The following is an 18,778-nucleotide window of genomic DNA, read 5'->3' as shown; positions in this document are numbered from 1 at the left end:
GGCGTGAATCTAGACAATCCACACCTCACCCGGAGGCTCTCTCCACGTCAACGACCTGCCACCAACCTCATGGCCGGGTACAGCTAGGCGGAGGCGTGTCGAGACCAACACAGTCCCCTCGGCGCTCAACGGGACTGTGTTGGTCTCGACACGCTCGCTAGCGCTCGCGGCTCGACCAGCGGCGTGGGCTCAGCTCAGGCCGGTGAGCTTGCCGGCGATGCCGCCGGCGGCCTTGAGGGCGACGCCCTCCTCGAAGTTCCGGGTGACCTGGGGGACGTGCTTCTCGGCCTCGGCGATGGCGCTGGTGAGGACCTCGGAGGCGGGGGTGTCGGGCCACAGGTAGAGCGAGAGCGCGCCGGGGATCGAGTTGACCTCGTTGATGAAGACCTCGCCCTTGCCGTCGGAGAGGAAGTCGATGCGGAGGATGCCGGTCAGGCCGGTGAGCTCCACGACGCGTACGGCCAGGTCCTTGATCTGCTTGGTGACCGACTCCTCGACCTGGGCCGGGAACTCACGCGGGGACGAGGAGAGACCGTCGGTGTGGACGTACTTGGCGGAGTAGTCGTACATCTTCGCCTCGTCGGAGCGCAGCGGGCGCTCGACGTCGCTCACCGCGATCTCGGGCGCGGTGCGGACCGAGGCGTTGAGGTCGAAGAGGTCGGGGCGGTACGGCTCGACGACCGCGCCGGCACGCAGGTGCGGCGAGGTGTTGAGGAGCGCGAGGCCGGTCTCGTAGTCGTCGACCACCTCGATGCCGATCGAGGAGCCACCGAAGCGCGGCTTGACGATGTAGGGGCCCTCGAAGGACGGGGCTGCGTAGCGCGAGAGCAGCTCGCGCTGCAGCGACGGCAGGCCGGCGTTGAGCATGACCGCGCCGAAGGCGAGCTTGTCCATGCCGAGGGCGGCCGAGGCCGGGGTGGCGCCGGTCGCCTTCAGCCCGGCGAGCTCGAAGAGCCACTGGATGCCGCCGGCCTCGCCCGCGCCGCCGTGGAAGGCGGAGAGGATCGGGCCGGTCTCCAGGCGCTTGCCGCCGCCGAAGCCGCCGACGGTGTAGAAGCCGTCGCCCTTCTCGGTGCCGAGCCGGAACTCGACGGCCTTGGAGCCCTTCGGCTCGCCGCCGAGGAAGTCGCGCGCCTCCTGCTTGGCGGGCACCAGGAACCACTTGTCCGAGCGCGCCCAGTAGAGGCAGGTGACCTCGACGCCGGCACCGGAGAGGACCCGCTCGGCCTGCAGGCCGGTGAGGATGCTGATGTCGTGCTCGGCGCTGGGACCGCCGAAGACGATGGTGGCCTTGGTTACGCTCATGGTGGAAGCTCCTGGGGTCCTACGCGTAGTGATCGGGGAGGTCGTTCTCGTACAGCACCACGTCGCCCTCCTTGGCCGCGGTCAGAGCATGATCCGCCGCCGCCTTGCGGCTGTCGAACGCAGTGGTTCGCGCGGGGTCCCCCGCCCGCAGCGCTTTTCGGTTGGTGCGACCGACGATGCACAGCTGCATCTTGTCGGAGGCCGTGGCAGCCTGCGCGAACTCGATGTTGCGCGCGGCCTGCTCGGTGCCCAGCTCGACCATACCGGGCGTGATGGTCCACACCGTTCCCGACTCCCCTGCCAGCCGCTTGGCCTTCGCCAGCGCGGCGGCGGCGCCGGTCGGGTTGGAGTTGAAGGTGTCGTCGATGACCCAGACGCCGCCGGGCGTCCTGTTGGCCTCGGCGCGGTGCGGCGTACCCGGGATCGAGGCCAGCCGCTGGGTGATCGTCTCGATCGGGACCTCGACCGCGAGGGCGAGGCCGACGGCGATCGCGACGTTGATCGGGTGCCCGACCTCGTCGGGCAGCTCCACCGCGTACGTCTCGTTGTTGATCGTCAGCTTGCCGTCGGTCACCAGGACCTCGGCGGCGGTGCCCGGCACCGCGGAGCAGGCGATCACGCGCTTGCTGGCGCGGAGGTTCTCGGCGATGAGGGCGAGCTCGGGCACGTCGATGTTCAGCACCACGGTCGAGGCCTTCGGGAGGATCTCCGACTTGGCCTTCACGATGGTCTCGCGGGACTTCATCCGCTCCAGGTGGGCCTCGCCGATCGTGGTGATCGCGGCGACCTCGGGCGGGAAGATCTCGGTCAGCTCGGCGATCTCGCCGGGGCCGTAGGTGCCCATCTCGGCCACGAAGATGTCGGTGCCGGGCTGGAGGCGGTCGTTGACCGCGCGGGAGAGGCCCATCGCGTTGTTGAAGCTCGCCGGGGAGGCCAGCGTCGACCAGCGGCCCTGCATCAGGTGGGTGGCGTAGTTCTTCGTGGAGGTCTTGCCGTAGGAGCCGGTGATCGCGACGATCTTCGGGTTGACCTTCTTGATGGTGGCGGCGGCCTGCACCTGCCACTTCTTGGCCATCGCCTTCTCGATCGGCCACATGATCGCCAGGGCCGCCTCGGCCAGCGGGACCGCGAGGATCGGGAGCAGGCCCGCAGCGACCGGGGCGAGCAGCGCGATCAGGACGGTGACGACGGCGTGCAGCACGAAGAGCACACCGGCCAGGCGCTTGACCCGGTCGGTCCAGACGAGACGCTTCGCGCCGGTGAACGACATGCCCACGGGCCAGCCGAGGAACAGCAGCGCGCCCACGAGCGCACCATAGGGCAGCACGAACGACGCCAGGCAGACCACGACGACCGCGCCGAGCAGGATCGCCTCGACCGGGCGGGCCTTGATCCAGATCCACTCGATCGCGAACAGCCGCGTCGGCTCGTAGTGCTCACGCTGAGCGACCCGCAGCCAGCGGTAGTAGGAGACCAGGGTCAGCGCGGAGGTGACCAGGACGATCCACATGCTTCTTCTTCAGCCCCTCAGATTCAGTTCGTACGAAGTTCGTCGATGGCGCCTCGAAGGCTCTTGACCAGCCCGGCGTCGAGCAGGTGCGCGGAGCCCGGGACGATCTCCAGGGTCGCGTTGTCCCCCAGGAGGTCCATCGCCTCACCGGGCATCCAGACCGGGGCGGCGGTGTCGTTCTCGCCCCAGATCAGCCGGACCGGGAGGTCCTTCGGGATGGCCGCCAGCTGCTCGGCGTAGGACTCGTTGACGACCTTCACGAAGATGTCGCGGATGATGCCCTTGGCGTTGCGGTAGTCGGTCGAGCCGTACTTCTCCCGCAGCGCCTCCATCCTGGACTCCGGGATCAGCCCCTTGGAGTGAAGCCAGCGGCCAATCCGGTAGGTGAGCTTGGGCTTGCCGGCGGTCTTCGGGCGGAACAGCGGCACCCCGGTGAGGACGACTCCACGGACCAGCTCCGGGCGGCTCGCGGCGAGCTGGACGGCCACCCGGCCGCCGAAGCTGTGACCGACGAGCACCGGGCGGTCGAGACCCTCGAGGATCTGGGCGAGCCACGCGGCGTAGTCCGCGGATCCCCAGACCTCGTCCGGCGCCGGGGTCGCGCCGAATCCGGGCTGGTCGAGCGCGAGCGCGTCCAGGCCCTCGAGCGTCGAGCCCCAGTCGCTGCGGTTGCGGGCCCAGCCGTGCAGGGCCACGACGGTGGCAGCATCCTTGCCGTGCTTCTCACCGAAGGCACGTCCATCCAGCAGGGTCGTCAACACGGCCGCAACCTTATCCGGGACCGTGCGCCGACCCGTAACCGCGCGGCGTGTGAGACCCGTCGACGGAGGGGGCAATAGGGTCGAAGGCATGGATCACAAGCCCGCCACGATCGCCGTCCACGCCGGGCGGCCGGCCCACGAGCCCGACCAGCCGCTCAACGTACCGATCACGATGGCGTCGACCTATGTGGCCGGCGGCGACAAGGAGTACGGGCGCTACACCAACGACGCGTGGGTGGCCTTCGAGGAGGCGCTCGGGAGGCTTGAGGGCGGGCGGGCGCTGTCGTTCGCATCCGGGCTCGCGGCGGTCGCGACGCTGCTGGACCTGGTCAACGACTCGGTCGTGGTGGCCACCGAGCAGAGCTACCTGGGGACCATCGGCCAGCTGGCCGATCTCGAGGCCCGCGGCCGGCTGACCGCTCGCCTCACCGACTTCTCCGACACCGAGGCGGTCGTGAAGCTGCTCGAGCGGCTCGACGGCGAGGTCGCGCTGGTGTGGGTCGAGACGCCGACCAACCCGGGCATGCAGCTCGCCGACCTGCCGGCGGTCATCGCCGCGGCCCACAAGGCGGGCGCGCGGGTCGTGGTCGACAACACCTTCGCCACTCCCCTGCTCCAGCAGCCGCTCGCGCTCGGCGCCGACATCGTCATCCACTCCGCGACGAAGTTCATCGCCGGTCACTCCGATGTGGTGATGGGCGCGGTCGTGGTCTCCGACGACGCGCTGTGGGACGTGCTCAAGGCCCGCCGCGACCTCCTCGGCGCGATCCCGGGCCCGTTCGAGGCCTGGCTGGCGCTGCGCGGCCTGCGTACGCTGCACCTGCGCGTCGAGCGCTCCGCCGCCAACGCGGCGACCCTCGCCGAGCGCCTGGCTGCCCACCCGGCCGTCGCGGAGGTCCGCTACCCGGGCTTCGGCGGCATGCTGGCGGCCGTCCTCCCGACCGCGGACCAGGCCGACCACCTCACCCGCTCCACCTCGCTGTGGGTCCACGCGACCTCGCTCGGCGGGGTCGAGTCCACGTTCGAGCGCCGTCGTCGCTGGAAGACCGAGTCGTCGACGGTGCCCGAGGGGCTGGTGCGGATGTCGGTCGGGATCGAGGACGTCGACGACCTGTGGGCCGACCTCGCCCAGGCGCTGGACGGTCTCGGCAGCTAGTCCTCCGCGTCCACCGGGCTGACCACCAGCGCGGACCCGCCTCCTCGACGCCAGGGCTCCGCCGTCGAGGTCAGCAGCCCGTCGGGGCCGATCTCGATCGCGGCGGCCGCGCCGAGTTCTGCCGTGGAGGCGAACCGGTGTCCCAGCGACGTCAGCGGCCCGCCGTACGTCTCGATGAACGCCGGCTCGGCGCCGGTGTTCGCGGCGTTGCGCTGGGAGACCCGCGGCGCCGCCATCGCCTCGGGCAGGGTCCGGTCGCGGGCGTAGCGCTCGATGAGGATCTGGAGCACGGTGGTGATGATCGTCGAGCCTCCGGGCGAGCCGACCGCCAGCACGGGGCGGCCCTCGGAGAGCACGATCGTGGGCGACATCGAGCTGCGGGGGCGCTTGTTGGGCTCGATCCGGTTGGGGTCGTCGGGCCGGTAGGTGGTCGAGAAGTCGGTGAGCTCGTTGTTGAGGATGAAGCCGCGGCCGGGAACGGTGATCCCGGATCCTCCGGTCTGCTCGATGGTCAGGGTGTATTCGACGACGTCGCCCCAGCGGTCGACCACGGTCAGGTTGGTGGTCTCCAGGTTCTCGGTGTCCTTGGCGGTCTCGCCGGTGCCGGCCGGATCGTCGCAGACGCCGTCGTAGTCGTCGACGTCTCCCGCCGCCACCGGCTTCGGCCGGGCTGCCGCGGGATCGATGCCGCAGGCCCGCTCGGCGGCGAAGGCGTCGTCGAGGAGCGCCGCGACGGGCACGTCGACGTGGTCGGGGTCGCCCAGGTAGGCGCCGCGGTCGGCGAAGGCGATCGCGCTCGACTCGATCAGGTGGTGGTAGGCCTGGGTGGCGCTCATCCCGGCCAGCTCGTAGCGCTCGAGGATGTTGAGCGCCTCCCCCACCGTCGTGCCGCCGGAGGACGGCGGTGCCATCCCGTAGACGTCCAGATCACGGTAGGTCGAGTGGGTCGGCTCGCGGCCGGGGGCGGTGTAGGCCGCCAGGTCCTCCGTGGTGACCCAGCCGGGCGGGACCGGCAGGTCGGTGTCGTCGGTCTTCGGCGGCTCGGCCACGGTCGCGGCGATCTCCGCCGCGAGCGGGCCGCGGTAGAAGGCCTTCACGCCCTTGCGTCCGAGCAGGTCGTAGGTCGCGGCGATGTCGGGGTTGCGGAACCGGCTGCCGACCTCGGGGGCTGATCCTCCGGGAAGGAACAGTTCCGCGGTGGATTCGATCGCTGCGAAACGTTCCGCGTTGTCGACGGTCTGCTGCCGGAAGGTCTGGTCCACGACGAAGCCTCGGCGAGCCAGCCGTGCGGCCGGTTCGAGCGTCTGTGCGAGCGAGCGCGTGCCCCACTTCCTCAGCGCCTTGTCCCAGGTCAGCGGGGTGCCGGGAACCCCGACGGAGGCGCCGCTGGTGACCATGTCGGGGAAGAACGGGTACTCCTTCCCGGTCTCCGGATCGATGAACGCGTCGCGCGGCATCGCGGCCGGCGCCTTCTCCCGTCCGTCGATGGTCTCGACCTTCCCGGTGCGCGCGGAGTAGTGCACGAAGAAGCCGCCTCCGCCGATCCCGGCCGAGTAGGGCTCGGTGACCCCGAGCGCGGCCGCCGTCGCGATCGCCGCGTCGGTCGCGTTGCCGCCCTTGCGCAGCACCTCGAGCCCGATCCGGCTGGCATCGGCGTCGACGCTCGCCACCGCGCCGCCGTAGCCCACCGCGGTGGGCACCTTCGGCGGTGGCGTGAGCCGCTCCTCCGGGGCGGCGGTCGCCCCTGCGTACGGGACCAGGGTGGCCAGCGCGAGCGCGCCCCCGGTCAGTGTGGCAACGACTGCAGAGCGGCGTCCGAGCATGGCGATCTCCCAGAATTGGCGGCTCGTCGAACGTACTACTTCCGCGCCCACCTCGAATTACGTTCTGAAATTCCTTAATTAGTAAGGGTTGCTTACAAATACGGAGGCTGCCACCATCGAAAGGCGATCGGGCGCCTGGTGCCCGAGCAAGCCATCACCTCGGAGGTGTCACCATGCATGTCGCCTTGCCCCCACGAAGGTCACGCCGGATCGCCGGCCTTCTCATCGGCGCTCTCGCCGGAGCTCTCGCCCTCACCGGCACGCTCGCCCTCACCAGCACCCCGTCCAGCGCATCGCTGCAGGCGGCCGCCGCGGAGACGACCGCGATCAACGGCTACCGCAACGTCGGCTACTTCGTGCAGTGGGGCGTCTACGGCCGCGGTTTCAAGGTCAAGCAGCTCGAGACGTCCGGCGTCGCCGACGACCTGACCCATCTCAACTACGCCTTCGGCAACATCCACCACCAGACGCTGACCTGCTTCGAGGCCAACAAGGCCCAGGGCGAGGGGCCCAACGGCTCCGACGGCGCCGGTGACGCCTACGCCGACTACGGGATGTCGTACGCAGCCGACGCATCCGTCTCCGGCACGGCCGACACCTGGGACCAGCCCCTGGCCGGCTCCTTCAACCAGCTCAAGCAGCTCAAGGCGAAGCACCCGGGCCTCAAGGTCCTGCTCTCGCTGGGCGGCTGGACCTGGTCGAAGAACTTCTCCCTGGCCGCGGCGACCCCGGAGTCGCGCCGCAAGCTCGTCTCCTCGTGCATCGACCTCTACATCAAGGGCAACCTGCCGGTGATCGACGGCCGCGGTGGCGCCGGTGCGGCCGCCGGTGTCTTCGACGGCTTCGACATCGACTGGGAGTGGCCGGGCTCGCCCAACGGCAACACCGGCAACCACGTCGACCCGGTCAACGATCGCGCCAACTTCAAGGCGCTGCTGGCCGAGTTCCGCTCCCAGCTGGACGCCCTGGGCGCGACCACGGGCAAGGACTACCAGCTCTCGGCCTTCCTCCCGGCCAACCCGCAGGACATCGAGGCCGGCGGCTGGAACGACCCGGCGATCTTCAACTCGCTCGACTTCGGCAACATCCAGGGCTATGACCTGTGGGGCGCCTGGGACCCGACGCTGACCGGCCACCAGGGCAACCTCTACGCCGACCCCGCCGACCCGCGCCCCGACGGCAAGCGGTTCAGCGTGGACGCCTCGGTCCGGGAGTACCTTGACGCCGGGATCTCACCGGCCCAGCTCGGCCTGGGCATGGCGGCCTACGGTCGCGGCTGGCAGGGTGCGACCTCCGCCAACCCGTGGGGTCCGGCGACCGCCGCGGCACCCGGGACGTACGAGGCGGGCAACGAGGACTACGACAAGCTCAAGACCCGCGGCACCGACCACTACAACGCCGCGACCGGTGCCGCCTGGCGCTACGACGGCAACCAGTGGTGGAGCTACGACAACGTGTCCACCATCAGGCAGAAGGCGGCCTACGCGATCTCCAAGCGTCTCGGCGGAGGCATGTGGTGGGAGCTGTCCGGTGACCGCCAGGGCGAGCTGATCGGCACCTTCGCCGACGCAATGCGCAACGGGACCGGTGGTCCGGTCGAGGAGCCGGACCCGACCGACCCGCCGACCGAGGAGCCTACGGACCCGCCGACCGACCCGCCGGGTGGCGCGGCCGCGTGGTCGGCCACGACGGTGTACGTCGCCGGCGACCGCGTCACCTACGGCGGTCACCTGTGGGAGGCCAAGTGGTGGACCCAGGGCAACACCCCGGGCACCGAGGAGTGGGGTCCGTGGAAGGACCTCGGCTCCGTCTGAGGCCCTACCAACAGCGACGGCCCCGGAGCACTCGCTCCGGGGCCGTTCCGCCTCGATGTCCTACTCGGTCTCCGCCTTCGTCGGCCGCTCGAGCATCTCGTCCATGATCTCGCTGACCGTCTTGGCGCCGGAGACGACGTCGTCGACGTACTGCGCCAGCGGCACGTCCACGCCGACCTTCGCCGCCAGCTCGCGCAGCGAGTGCGACGACTTGGCGCCCTCGGCGACCTGGTGGCTGGAGGCGAGGATGTCGGCGGTGGTCATGCCCTTGCCGAGCTTCTCCCCGAACGTACGGTTGCGGGAGAGCGGCGAGGAGCAGGTCGCGGCCAGGTCGCCCAGGCCGGCAAGACCCATCAGGGTCATCGGGTTGGCGCCCAGCTTCATCGCCAGCCGCGCGGTCTCGGCGAGACCGCGGGTGATCAGCGAGGCCTGGGTGTTGTCGCCGAACCCCATGCCGGCGGCCATGCCGGTGGAGATCGCGACCACGTTCTTGTAGGCCCCGCCGATCTCGCAGCCGACCACGTCGGTCGAGGTGTAGGGGCGGAACGCGGGCGAGTGCACCCGCGCCTGGATCGCCTTGGCGACCTCCTCGTCGGCGCACGCCACCACACCGGCGGCCGGCTCACGACGGATGATCTCCTTGGACAGGTTGGGACCGCTGACCACCGCGATCCGCTCCGGCCCGGCGCCGGTGACATGGGCGATGACTTCGCTCATCCGCTCCAGGGTGCCGAGCTCGACGCCCTTCATCAGCGAGACCAGCGGCACGTCCTTGGGCAGGAACGGCGCCCAGTCGGTGAGGTTGGCGCGCAGCGTCTGCGACGGCGCGGCCAGGACGACCAGCTCGGCTCCGTACGCCGCCTTCTCGATGTCGTGGGTGGCGCTGATGTTGCGGGGCAGCTCGGTGCCGGGGTGGTAGTCGGGGTTCTCGTGGGTGTCGTTGATCGCCGCCGCGACCTCCTCCCGGCGCGCCCACATCGTCACGTCGTTGCCCGCGTCAGCGAGGATGACCGAGAACGCGGTGCCCCACGAGCCCGCTCCGAAGACCGCTACCTTGCCGCCACTCACGCTCACGCCGCCACCTCCGTAGCGCAAGCGCCAGAATTCGGACGCGGCGACGTGTTGCACTCATGGTTCACTCGCTGACGCTGGCTCAATTGCCGTCCTTCTTCTTGGTCTTGCGGGGGTCGCCGGTCGCATTCACGCCGGCCTTCTTCGGGTCGAAGAGCTCGCTGGGCGGCTCCTCCTGCCGGATGTCGGCCACCAGGCCGACGATCGCCTTCATGATCCGGTCGGTCGCCTGGTTCACGACCGCCGGCGTGTGCTCCTGGACCTCGAGATCCTTCAGGTCGACCGGGTCACCGATCTTCATCTGGATCATCTTGCGGCCGATCAGGTGCGGCTTGAGAGAGTACGCCGGAAGCAGCTCCTGAGCTCCCCACTGTCCCACCGGGTAGACCGGAGCACCGGTCGCGAGCGCGATCCGGGCCGCACCGGACTTGCCGCGCATCGGCCAGCCGGTCGGGTCCTTGGTGATCGAGCCCTCGACGTAGACGACCACGATGCTGCCCTCGTTGACCGCCTTCACGGCCGCGTCGAACGCCGACGCGCCGGCCGTCCGGTCCACCGGAATCTGGCGGGCCGCCCGCAGGAACTTGCCCAACGGACCCTTGAACAGCGCGGCCTTGGCCAGGTAGCTGGGTCTGCGTCCGTAGTCCCACACGATGTGCGCGGCGGTGAACGGGTCGATCTCGGAGACATGGTTGAGCGCGAACACCGCTCCGCCACTCTCCGGGATCTTCTCGCCGCCGTCCCACTGGTGCTTGGTGGTGGCGAGAAGGACGGGCTTCACGATGCCGACGGCCACGACCCATGGCCAGCCGAGCTTGCCCTCCTGGAACTTCCGGTACTTTCCCACGCAGGGCAGGCTACCGGGCCGTCACCTCGAGGTTGTGAGATACCTGTCAGGATCTACCCTGTGCCTGCACCTGCACCCGGTTACGTCGTCCTGCTGCCCGTGAAGCCTCCCGCGCGCGGCAAGTCCCGGCTGGTCGGCATCGAATCGCACGAGCGGGCCGATCTGGCTCGCTCGTTCGCCCTCGACACCGCGGAGTCGTGCCTGGCCGCTGCCAGGGTCGGCGCGGTCCTGGTGATCACCGACGACTCGTTCTTCGCCGCCGACGTCGCCCGCCTCGGTGCCGCGGTCATCCCCGACGGGGTCAGCGGGGACCTCAACGAGACCCTCGTGCAGGGTGCGCGTGAGGCCCGGCGCCGCTGGCCGGAGCTTCGCCCTGCGGCGCTGTGCGGCGACCTGCCTGCGCTCCGTGCCGCCGACCTGGACGCGGCGCTGGCCGCCGCGAGCGGGTTCGGGGCTGCGTACGTCGAGGACGCGGCGGGCGGGGGCACCACGCTGTACACCGCGCCCCACGACCGCTTCCGGCCCGCGTTCGGGCCCGGGTCCGCCGCCGCCCACCGGGACGGCGGCGCCCATCCGCTCGAGGGCGACCTGCGCTCGCTGCGCCACGACGTCGATACCCTCGAGGACCTCGAGGCCGTACGCAGGCTGGGGCTCGGGCCGCGTACTGCTCTGGCCTCGGTGCGGGTCGTGCGTCTCGGCTAGGAGTCGCTCGACGGCGTCTCGGCGCCGGTGCTCGGGCGCGGGCTCGGGCTCGGCGAGACCCCGTTCGCGGGCGCCTTCTTGGCTGGTGCCTTCTTTGCGGGAGCCTTCTTCGCCGCCGTCTTCTTCGCCGGGGCCTTCTTGGCCGTCGTCGTCTTCTTGGCCGCGGTCTTCTTGGCCGCGGTCTTCTTCGCCGTCGTCGCCGTCGTCGCCGTCGTCGCCGTCGTCGCCGGGGTCGACGCCGTCGCCGGAGTAGCCGGGCTCACCGGGGTCGCCGCCGTGGCGGTCTTCTTGGCCGCCGGCGTCTTCTTCGCGGTGGTCTTCTTGGCGGCCGTGGCCTTCTTCGCAGCCGGAGCCTTCTTCGCCGCAGGGGCCTTCTTGGCCGCCGTCTTCTTGGCCGCGGTCGTCTTCTTCGCAGGGCTCTTCGTGGCCGTGGTCTTCTTGGCGGCGGCCTTCTTCGCCGGCGCCGGCTTCTCGGCCGGGGCGGCTGTCTCCGCGGGGGCGGGCTCGACCGGCTCAGCCACCGGCTCCGCAACCTTCGCGACGGGCTCGGGCGTGACGACGGGCTCGGCCACCGGCTCCACGACGGGCTTCGTCGCCGGCTCGGCGGGCTTGGCCGGCGCCTTGCGTCCGGGCCTCGGCACCTTGACCTTCGGGATGGAGGGGATCTTGACCTTGCCGGACACCACGTCGGCGACCAGCTTGCCGGCCGTGTCCTTCACCGCCTCGACTACTTTTCCGGCCTGTTTGCTTGCATCAGCTACTCGTTTTCTCACCACCCGTCCGACCTTAGGCCATGTCCGGTTCCTGCGGACATACCGACGGCATGTGAAAACGGATTGTTCACCTGAACTCTCCTGATCCCGACACCCCGGCGTGGTTACCGTGGAGAGACTCGGGGCACGTCCGCAGCACAGCTTCGACATCTCAGCCTTCGGGAGACTGGACGAGGAAGGTACGACCATCACCGACGTGCACATCGACGAGGAACAGCCGCCCGTGGTGCTCGACGAGCAGCCGACCACGGTGCGGCACAGCCGCGCCGGAATCCTGTTCTCGGCCTGCATCATCCTCGCCCTGATCGCCTCCGTGGCCTGGCTCGCGGTCCACACGACCCGGCTCGCCGAGGGACGCACCGGCGCCAACGCCAACGTGCCCACCCCCGCGCCGCCCGCTCCGACGGTCCGCAACAGCGCTCCCGCCATCCCGGCGACGTACGCAGATCTGCCTGTCGGTCCGGCGACGACCCTGCCGTTCGTCGACCAGGACGGCCGGCTCCAGCTCGGCGCGAAGCCGCAGAAGGTCTACGGCTCCCGGATGAGCGTGGCCGGGTGGACGGTGCTGATGTACGAGCGCGCCGACAAGCCCGGTCCGGTGTGGATCGCGCGCCGCGGGAAGACCATCCAGATTCCCGGCCTGTGGATCCAGCCGGTCCTGAGCAAGGATGGCAACCGGCTCTTCGCCCTGCAGCAGACCGGTGACGAGACCTCCGCCCTGGTCGCGGTCGACGCCGCGACCGGCGAGGTGACCGACCGGCTCGACCTCGAGGGCACCCCGGTCGCCACCGCGATCCTCGGCACCGACCGCACCCGCGCCTACTTCCGCACCGGCATCGTCCCGGCCCCTCCGGCCGTACCCGGCAACTACGGCGAGCTGACCGTCTCCCGGCCGCCGGTGACGGCGTGGGACCCGGGCCACGCGACGCAGCGGATCTCGCTGCCGCTCGGCTACCAGCAGCTGATCCCGCTGCGCCGCGGCGTACTCCTCCACAACCCCGGCGAGTGGGAGGCCCGCTTCGCCGCCATCGAGGCCGACGGCAGCCTCACCCAGCCCGGCGTGCACGCGCCGCTGCCCGGCTCCGTCGCGGACTCCCCCGACGGCTCGATCGTCGCCATCGCCCGCAACCCCGGCGACCCCGGGATGATCAGCTTCGGCGCCGAGCGAGGCATCGCGGTCAACATGAGCACCTCCGAGCACATCGACCTGCGCGTACCCGACGCTGTCGAGAAGGTCTACGTCGCCGGCTTCGAGTCCGACCGCAGCGTCGTCCTCTACACCGCGACCGCCGCCGAGTCCTGGTACCTCCGCTGCTGGGTCGACACCGGCTCCTGCGACCGCATCACCGGCTCACAGCGCGGGGCCGACGGCCGCCAGATCCGCCTCCCCGGCCTCCCCTGACCGCCGAAAAAGCAGTTGTGGGCGACGAGAGTGCACTCTCGTCGCCCACAACTACCGATTCGATCTGCCTCAGGCGTGCTGGGTGACCGGCTTGAAGGAGGGCCGGGTGGCCTCGTACGCCGCGATGTCGTCGGCGTGGGACAGCGTGATGCCGATGTCGTCGAGGCCCTCGAGGAGACGCCAGCGGGTGTAGTCGTCGATGTCGAAGGAGTCCTCGATGGCGTCGGCACCCTCGCCGGCCCGGACGGTGCGCGACTCGAGGTCGACCGTGATCTGGGCGCCGGGGTTGTCGTCGAGGTAGTCCCACAGCTTCTGGACGACCTTCTCGTCGACCTTCGCCGCGAGCAGGCCGGCCTTGCCGGAGTTGCCGCGGAAGATGTCGCCGAAGCGGCTCGAGATGACGACCCGGAAGCCGTAGTCCATCAGCGCCCAGACGGCGTGCTCACGCGAGGAGCCGGTGCCGAAGTCGGGGCCGGCGACGAGGACCGAGGCCCCGGCGTACGCCTCGTTGTTGAGCACGAAGGCCGGGTCGTTGCGCCAGGCGGCGAAGAGGCCGTCCTCGAAGCCGGTGCGGGTGACGCGCTTGAGGTAGACCGCCGGGATGATCTGGTCGGTGTCGACGTTGCTGCGGCGCAGCGGCACCCCGGTGCCGGTGTGGGTGGTGAACTTGTCCATGGTGCTCAGGCCTCCACGAGAGTCAGGTCGGCGGGCGAGGAGAGGGTGCCGCGTACGGCGGTGGCGGCGGCCACCTCCGGCGAGACCAGGTGGGTGCGTCCGCCCTTGCCCTGGCGGCCCTCGAAGTTGCGGTTGGAGGTCGACGCGCTGCGCTCGCCGGGGGCGAGGGTGTCGGGGTTCATGCCCAGGCACATCGAGCAGCCCGCGCCGCGCCACTCGGCGCCGGCGTCGAGGAAGATCTTGTGCAGACCCTCCTCCTCGGCCTGGAGACGCACCTTGGCCGAGCCCGGCACCACCAGGAACCGCGTGCCCTCGGCGACGTGGTGGCCCTGGATGATGTCGGCCGCCGTACGCAGGTCCTCCATGCGCCCGTTGGTGCAGGAGCCCAGGAAGACGGTGTCGATGTGCACCTCGCGCATCGGGGTGCCGGCCTCGAGGCCCATGTAGGCCAGGGCCTTCTCGGCCGCGATCTTCTCGTCGGCGTCCTCGAAGTCGTCGGGGCTCGGGACGGAGGCGCCCAGCGGGACACCCTGGCCCGGGTTGGTGCCCCAGGTGACGAACGGGGTGACCTCGGCGGCGTCGAGGACGATCTCCTTGTCGAAGACGGCGTCCTCGTCGGTGACCAGGGACTTCCAGTGTGCGACGGCCTGGTCCCACTCGGCGCCCTTCGGAGCCTCGGGCTTGTCCTTGATGTAGGCGAAGGTGGTCTCGTCGGGGGCGATCATGCCGGCCTTGGCGCCCCACTCGATCGACATGTTGCAGATCGTCATCCGGGCCTCCATGGAGAGCTCGCGGATGGCCTCGCCGCGATACTCCACGATGTAGCCCTGGCCACCACCGGTGCCGGTCCTCGAGATCAGGGTGAGGATCAGGTCCTTGGCGCTCACACCCTCGGGCAGGGTGCCGTTGACGGTGACCGCCATGGTCTTGGGCTTGTCCTGCATCAGCGTCTGGGTCGCCAGCACGTGCTCGACCTCAGAGGTGCCGATGCCGAACGCGATCGCGCCGAACGCGCCGTGCGTGCTCGTGTGGGAGTCACCGCACACGATCGTCATGCCCGGCTGGGTCAGGCCCAGCTGCGGGCCGACCACGTGGACGATCCCCTGCTCGGCGTCGCCGAGGGGGTGGAGACGTACGCCGAACTCCTCGGCGTTCTTGCGCAGCGTCTCGACCTGGGTGCGGCTGACCGGGTCGGCGATCGGCTTGTCCCAGTCGAGGGTCGGGACGTTGTGGTCCTCGGTGGCGATGGTGAGATCCGGACGGCGCACCTTCCGGTTCGACAGACGCAGGCCGTCGAAGGCCTGCGGGCTGGTCACCTCGTGGATGAGGTGAAGGTCGATGTAGAGGAGGTCGGGCTCTCCCGCGGTCGACCGGACGACATGCTCGTCCCACACCTTCTCCGACAAGGTCCTGCCCATGACACGTTCTCCATCTGGCATCTTTAGGTCTGTAGTGGCCGGTGGCGGCTCGAGCGTTGAATCGCGATGTCAGATCCGCCACTTCCAGTCTGCTTCTACGAGCGTAACGTTGCATCTCAGGTTCTGAGAAGTTAGTCTTGCGATATGGACAGTTCCAGCGGTGTGGGTGTGCTCGACAAGGCCGCCCTTGTGCTCACAGCTCTCGAATCCGGCCCGGCGACCCTGGCGGGTCTGGTGGCCGGGACGGGTCTCGCCCGTCCGACCGCGCACCGTCTGGCGGTCGCCCTCGAGCACCACCGCCTGGTCGCCCGCGACATGCAGGGCCGCTTCGTCCTCGGCCCGCGACTGGCCGAGCTGTCCGCCGCCGCCGGCGAGGACCGGCTGCTGGCCACCGCCGGGCCCGTCCTGGCGCGTCTGCGCGACATCACCGGTGAGTCGGCGCAGCTGTGGCGGCGCCAGGGCGACTTCCGCGTCTGCGTCGCCGCCGCCGAGCGCCCCTCCGGTCTGCGCGACACCATTCCCGTCGGCTCGCAGCTCACGATGCGCGCCGGGTCGGCCGCTCAGATACTGATCGCGTGGGAGGACCCCGAGCGCCTCCACCGTGGCCTGCAGAACGCCGCGTTCTCCGCGGCCGCCCTGTCCGGCATCCGCCGCCGCGGCTGGGCGCAGTCGATCGGCGAGCGGGAGGCCGGCGTCGCGTCGGTCTCCGCCCCCGTCCGCTCCCCCGGCGGCAAGGTCATCGCCGCCGTCTCCGTCTCCGGCCCCCTCGAGCGCCTCACCCGCCAGCCCGGCAAGATGCACGCTCCCGCTGTCCTGGCTGCCGCCGACCGGCTCTCGGAGTCGCTGCGGCGCGCGGCTGCGGAGTAGCGGGGCCAGATGCTCACCGAGTTATCTCGGTGAGCATTCAGCCGCAGATCTCCCGCACCGCCTCACGCACGGCCTTGAAGTCCTCGGCCCGGGTCTGGTCCTCGGCCAGCCCGACGATCGCGGCGACGTGGTAGTCGTCGAAGAGCCGGGGCTGGGCGTCCTCGAGGTCACCGGCGACCAGCACGACCACGCCGGCGGCGGTGCTCTCCGCGAACCTCACCGACCAGGTGGGCTGCTGGAGTCCGCCGACGCGTTCGATGGTGTCCTTCGCCTCGTCGCTCGACACGTCCTGGTCGCACGTCAGCTGACCGTTCACGCGCAGCTCGCTCTCCGCCGCCTCGGCCGACCTCGTGCTCTCACCCGTCGCCGGCTCGGCGGGTTCCGCGGCCTCCTCCGCACATCCGGCGGCGACGCCCCCGAGCACGGCCACGAGCGCACAGGCGGCCAGCGGCGTACGCCACGACTGCGGTCTCGGCCGCCACAACTGCGGTCTCGCCATCAGAAGAGGGCACCGCTCTCCAGGCCCAGCAGCGTCGTCTTGCGGTCCAGGCCGCCGGCGTAGCCGGTCAGGGAGCCGTTCGCGCCGACGACACGGTGACAGGGGATCACGATCGGGATCGGGTTCTTGCCGTTGGCGAGCCCGACCGCGCGGGCGCCGTGGCCGGTCAGCTCGAGGCGGCCGGCGATCTGCCCGTAGGAGCAGGTCGTGCCGTACTCGATCTTCAGCAGCTGCTCCCACACCCTCTCCTGGAACGCCGTCCCGGAGGGTGCGAGCGGCAGGTCGAAGGTGGTCCGGTCACCGGCGAAGTACTCGGCGAGCTGCCGGGCGCACTCCATCAGCAGCGGGTCCGAGTCGGATCGTTCCCCGCGCGGCCGGTTCTCGGCGTAGAGAGCCGGCATGAAGTCGATCGCGGTGATCGCGCCGTCGTGCGCGACCAGCCGGAGCTCGCCGACGGGCGAGTCGATGATGGTCCACATCAGAGTTCCTCCAAGGCAGTCAGTGAAGTCCACAGGTAGAGCAGGGCGTACGAGCGCCACGGCCGCCACGCGGCGGCATCCGCCGCGGGCGCACCGAGCACTTCCAGCGCTCGTCGGATGCCGACGTCGGTCGGCAGGAAGACATCGGGGTGGCCGAGCGCGCGCAGGGCGACGTAGTCGGCGGTCCAGGGGCCGACGCCGGGCAGGCCGAGCAGCTGCTCGTGCACGACGTCGCGGTCGGTGCCGCGGTCGAGCTGGAGCTCGCCGGAGGCGAGCGCCGCGGCCAGACCGGTGACCGCCCGTCCGCGCGAGCGTGGCATCGGCATGCCGGCCGGGTCGGCGGCGGCCAGGGTCTCCGCGGACGGGAACAGATGGGTGAGGCCGTCGATCTCGGTCGTGATCGGGCGACCGTGCTCGGCGACGATCCCCGCCAGCACCGTGCGCGCCCCGGCGACCGAGACCTGCTGCCCCACGATCGTACGCAGCGCCAGCTCGCCCCCGTCGACGGTGCCGGGCACGCGCAGACCGGGCAGCACCCGGGCGAGCGGTCCGATCACCGGGTCGTCGGCGAAGACGTCGCCGACCGCACGCGGGTCGCAGTCGGCGTCCAGCAGCCGCCGGGCGCGCTCGACCGCCGCGGTGGTGTCGCGCAGGTCGGCGAGCTTGAAGGTCGCGTGGACGAAGCCGGTCTCGCCCTCGGGGATGTCGGCGAGCTCGAGGCGCAGCGTGCCCGGGCCGTTGGGCAGATCGAGGGTCCGGGCGAACCACAGCCGCCCGTCGTCGACCCCGGCGACCTCGATGCCCGGCACCAGGTGGTCGCGCAGGAAGGCGTGCAGGGCACGGCCGGCGAACGGGGTGCGGACGGCGAGGCGCAGCGCGATCGTCCCGTCGGCCCGGCGCCGCGAGCCGCGACGCCCGCGGAGCTCGGTCGGCGAGGCCGCGTAGACCTCACGGACGGTGTCGTTGAACTGGCGTACGCTCGAGAAGCCGGCTGCGAAGGCGATGTCCGCGAAGCCGAGCTCGGTGGTCTCGACCAGCGTCCGGGCGGTCTGCGCGCGCCGCGCCCGGGCCAGGGCCAAGGGGCCGGCACCGAGCTCGGTGGTCAGCAGGCGGGTCAGGTGGCGAGGCGAGTAGCCGACCCGCCGGGCCAGCCCCTCGACACCCTCCCGGTCGACGACGCCGTCGGCGATCAGCCGCATCGCACGTCCGGCCAGGGTCGCGGCCACGTCCCACTCCGGGCTGCCCGGGGTGGCGTCGGGACGGCAGCGCTTGCACGCGCGGTAGCCGGCCGCCTGGGCGGCCGCGGCGGTCCGGTGGAAGGACACGTTGGTCAGCGCCGGGGTGCGCGCCGGGCACGAGGGGCGGCAGTAGATCCCGGTCGAGGCCACGGCCGTGTAGAAGACCCCGTCGAAGCGCCGGTCGCGCGACCGAACGGCGCGGTAGCACGACTCGAAGTCGAGTCCGTTCACGCTCGTCGTCCCATCCATGTCCTCCATGTTGCCGCGTTCGGAACGAAATTACGCGCGGTTTTCGGACAGTGCCTTCCTCATGGTTTCACATTGCCGTTACCTGAAGGAGCAACCTCTCGGCTCACTGGCGCGTACAACCTGTGTGGGCTGCACACGCAGACGGTCTGCTCACGCGGACGGGCGAGGGAGGGTGATGGGGTCGGAGAC

At 70.7% G+C, this 18,778-nt stretch carries 17 protein-coding genes; 5 read left to right on the top strand and 12 right to left on the bottom strand.

Going from position 1 to position 18,778, the window contains the following annotated elements; translation table 11 throughout:
- Positions 1 to 189 precede the first annotated feature (189 nt).
- Genes ACWZJV_RS23210 through ACWZJV_RS23200 form a run of 3 tightly spaced genes read right to left on the bottom strand, consistent with a single transcriptional unit; the run spans position 190 to position 3,576 of the window.
- On the bottom strand, positions 190 to 1,305 hold the full coding sequence (locus ACWZJV_RS23210; protein WP_008358334.1) for a D-alanine--D-alanine ligase family protein: 1,116 nt from the start codon (positions 1,303 to 1,305) through the stop codon (positions 190 to 192).
- A 19-nt stretch (positions 1,306 to 1,324) separates the two neighbouring features.
- The gene (locus tag ACWZJV_RS23205) at positions 1,325 to 2,815 is read right to left on the bottom strand and encodes a UDP-N-acetylmuramoyl-tripeptide--D-alanyl-D-alanine ligase (RefSeq protein WP_008358336.1); all 1,491 of its coding nucleotides are present in this window, start codon (positions 2,813 to 2,815) and stop codon (positions 1,325 to 1,327) included.
- A 23-nt stretch (positions 2,816 to 2,838) separates the two neighbouring features.
- Entirely contained in the window at positions 2,839 to 3,576 is a 738-nt protein-coding gene (locus ACWZJV_RS23200; RefSeq protein WP_457178978.1) for an alpha/beta fold hydrolase, read from the bottom strand.
- A gap of 88 nt (positions 3,577 to 3,664) precedes the next feature.
- Between ACWZJV_RS23200 and ACWZJV_RS23195 the strand changes: the two genes are divergently transcribed.
- The gene (locus ACWZJV_RS23195; RefSeq protein WP_457178976.1) at positions 3,665 to 4,732 is read left to right on the top strand and encodes a trans-sulfuration enzyme family protein; all 1,068 of its coding nucleotides are present in this window, start codon (positions 3,665 to 3,667) and stop codon (positions 4,730 to 4,732) included.
- Here ACWZJV_RS23195 and ggt read toward each other — a convergent pair.
- Entirely contained in the window at positions 4,729 to 6,555 is a 1,827-nt protein-coding gene (gene ggt, locus ACWZJV_RS23190; protein WP_457178974.1) for a gamma-glutamyltransferase, read from the bottom strand. The genes ACWZJV_RS23195 and ggt overlap by 4 nt on opposite strands.
- A gap of 173 nt (positions 6,556 to 6,728) precedes the next feature.
- Here ggt and ACWZJV_RS23185 point away from each other — a divergent pair, with 173 nt between their 5' ends.
- Positions 6,729 to 8,369 carry a glycosyl hydrolase family 18 protein gene (locus tag ACWZJV_RS23185; RefSeq protein ID WP_457178972.1) on the top strand — a complete coding sequence of 547 codons (1,641 nt, stop codon included), beginning with the start codon at positions 6,729 to 6,731 and terminating at the stop codon, positions 8,367 to 8,369.
- 60 nt (positions 8,370 to 8,429) lie between these two features.
- Here the strand turns inward: ACWZJV_RS23185 and ACWZJV_RS23180 are convergent, their stop codons facing one another.
- The gene (locus tag ACWZJV_RS23180) at positions 8,430 to 9,443 is read right to left on the bottom strand and encodes an NAD(P)H-dependent glycerol-3-phosphate dehydrogenase (protein WP_008358346.1); all 1,014 of its coding nucleotides are present in this window, start codon (positions 9,441 to 9,443) and stop codon (positions 8,430 to 8,432) included.
- 79 nt (positions 9,444 to 9,522) lie between these two features.
- The gene (locus tag ACWZJV_RS23175; RefSeq protein WP_008358348.1) at positions 9,523 to 10,287 is read right to left on the bottom strand and encodes a lysophospholipid acyltransferase family protein; all 765 of its coding nucleotides are present in this window, start codon (positions 10,285 to 10,287) and stop codon (positions 9,523 to 9,525) included.
- 60 nt (positions 10,288 to 10,347) lie between these two features.
- On the opposite strand from ACWZJV_RS23175, the gene cofC reads away from it, so the two are divergent.
- Positions 10,348 to 10,989, top strand: coding sequence for a 2-phospho-L-lactate guanylyltransferase (cofC, locus tag ACWZJV_RS23170; protein WP_008358350.1), 642 nt, complete (start codon positions 10,348 to 10,350; stop codon positions 10,987 to 10,989).
- Here the strand turns inward: cofC and ACWZJV_RS23165 are convergent.
- On the bottom strand, positions 10,986 to 11,708 hold the full coding sequence (locus tag ACWZJV_RS23165) for a hypothetical protein (protein WP_196874855.1): 723 nt from the start codon (positions 11,706 to 11,708) through the stop codon (positions 10,986 to 10,988). The genes cofC and ACWZJV_RS23165 overlap by 4 nt on opposite strands.
- Before the next feature lie 163 nt (positions 11,709 to 11,871).
- Here ACWZJV_RS23165 and ACWZJV_RS23160 point away from each other — a divergent pair, with 163 nt between their 5' ends.
- Positions 11,872 to 13,164 (top strand): hypothetical protein, encoded by a 1,293-nt coding sequence (locus tag ACWZJV_RS23160; RefSeq protein WP_457178969.1) that lies wholly within the window; start codon positions 11,872 to 11,874, stop codon positions 13,162 to 13,164.
- Positions 13,165 to 13,233: 69 nt separating this feature from the next.
- Here the strand turns inward: ACWZJV_RS23160 and leuD are convergent, their stop codons facing one another.
- Together leuD and leuC are read right to left on the bottom strand one after the other, a co-directional pair.
- On the bottom strand, positions 13,234 to 13,839 hold the full coding sequence (gene leuD / locus ACWZJV_RS23155; RefSeq protein WP_008358356.1) for a 3-isopropylmalate dehydratase small subunit: 606 nt from the start codon (positions 13,837 to 13,839) through the stop codon (positions 13,234 to 13,236).
- A gap of 5 nt (positions 13,840 to 13,844) precedes the next feature.
- On the bottom strand, positions 13,845 to 15,257 hold the full coding sequence (gene leuC / locus ACWZJV_RS23150) for a 3-isopropylmalate dehydratase large subunit (RefSeq protein ID WP_008358358.1): 1,413 nt from the start codon (positions 15,255 to 15,257) through the stop codon (positions 13,845 to 13,847).
- Positions 15,258 to 15,401: 144 nt separating this feature from the next.
- On the opposite strand from leuC, the gene ACWZJV_RS23145 reads away from it, so the two are divergent.
- On the top strand, positions 15,402 to 16,124 hold the full coding sequence (locus ACWZJV_RS23145) for an IclR family transcriptional regulator (protein ID WP_008358359.1): 723 nt from the start codon (positions 15,402 to 15,404) through the stop codon (positions 16,122 to 16,124).
- Between the two features lie 37 nt (positions 16,125 to 16,161).
- Here the strand turns inward: ACWZJV_RS23145 and ACWZJV_RS23140 are convergent, their stop codons facing one another.
- The 3 genes from ACWZJV_RS23140 to ACWZJV_RS23130 are packed head-to-tail and all read right to left on the bottom strand — an operon-like array spanning position 16,162 to position 18,589.
- A complete protein-coding gene (locus ACWZJV_RS23140; RefSeq protein WP_008358360.1) occupies positions 16,162 to 16,623 on the bottom strand; it encodes a hypothetical protein in 462 nt (153 codons plus the stop codon).
- Positions 16,623 to 17,102 (bottom strand): methylated-DNA--[protein]-cysteine S-methyltransferase, encoded by a 480-nt coding sequence (locus ACWZJV_RS23135; RefSeq protein ID WP_008358361.1) that lies wholly within the window; start codon positions 17,100 to 17,102, stop codon positions 16,623 to 16,625. Before ACWZJV_RS23135 ends, ACWZJV_RS23140 begins: the two co-directional genes overlap by 1 nt.
- Positions 17,102 to 18,589 carry an Ada metal-binding domain-containing protein gene (locus tag ACWZJV_RS23130; RefSeq protein ID WP_196874857.1) on the bottom strand — a complete coding sequence of 496 codons (1,488 nt, stop codon included), beginning with the start codon at positions 18,587 to 18,589 and terminating at the stop codon, positions 17,102 to 17,104. Before ACWZJV_RS23130 ends, ACWZJV_RS23135 begins: the two co-directional genes overlap by 1 nt.
- Between the last annotated feature and the right edge of the window lie 189 nt (positions 18,590 to 18,778).

The sequence above is a fragment of the Nocardioides sp. WG-D5 genome, from assembly GCF_054031175.1.
The sequence above is the reverse complement of the archived record's forward strand: the minus strand, read 5'-3'. Positions and strand labels throughout refer to the sequence as shown.

What these genes read in the sequence shown, in the direction of transcription:
- leuD (WP_008358356.1), bottom strand. Translation starts at nt 13,839, where the DNA reads ATGGACAAGTTCACCACCCACACCGGCACCGGGGTGCCGCTGCGCCGC.
- leuC (WP_008358358.1), bottom strand. Translation starts at nt 15,257, where the DNA reads ATGGGCAGGACCTTGTCGGAGAAGGTGTGGGACGAGCATGTCGTCCGG.
- ACWZJV_RS23205 (WP_008358336.1), bottom strand. Translation starts at nt 2,815, where the DNA reads ATGTGGATCGTCCTGGTCACCTCCGCGCTGACCCTGGTCTCCTACTAC.
- ACWZJV_RS23195 (WP_457178976.1), top strand. Translation starts at nt 3,665, where the DNA reads ATGGATCACAAGCCCGCCACGATCGCCGTCCACGCCGGGCGGCCGGCC.
- ACWZJV_RS23185 (WP_457178972.1), top strand. Translation starts at nt 6,729, where the DNA reads ATGCATGTCGCCTTGCCCCCACGAAGGTCACGCCGGATCGCCGGCCTT.
- ACWZJV_RS23130 (WP_196874857.1), bottom strand. Translation starts at nt 18,589, where the DNA reads ATGGATGGGACGACGAGCGTGAACGGACTCGACTTCGAGTCGTGCTAC.
- ACWZJV_RS23210 (WP_008358334.1), bottom strand. Translation starts at nt 1,305, where the DNA reads ATGAGCGTAACCAAGGCCACCATCGTCTTCGGCGGTCCCAGCGCCGAG.
- ggt (WP_457178974.1), bottom strand. Translation starts at nt 6,555, where the DNA reads ATGCTCGGACGCCGCTCTGCAGTCGTTGCCACACTGACCGGGGGCGCG.
- ACWZJV_RS23135 (WP_008358361.1), bottom strand. Translation starts at nt 17,102, where the DNA reads ATGTGGACCATCATCGACTCGCCCGTCGGCGAGCTCCGGCTGGTCGCG.
- ACWZJV_RS23140 (WP_008358360.1), bottom strand. Translation starts at nt 16,623, where the DNA reads ATGGCGAGACCGCAGTTGTGGCGGCCGAGACCGCAGTCGTGGCGTACG.
- ACWZJV_RS23145 (WP_008358359.1), top strand. Translation starts at nt 15,402, where the DNA reads ATGGACAGTTCCAGCGGTGTGGGTGTGCTCGACAAGGCCGCCCTTGTG.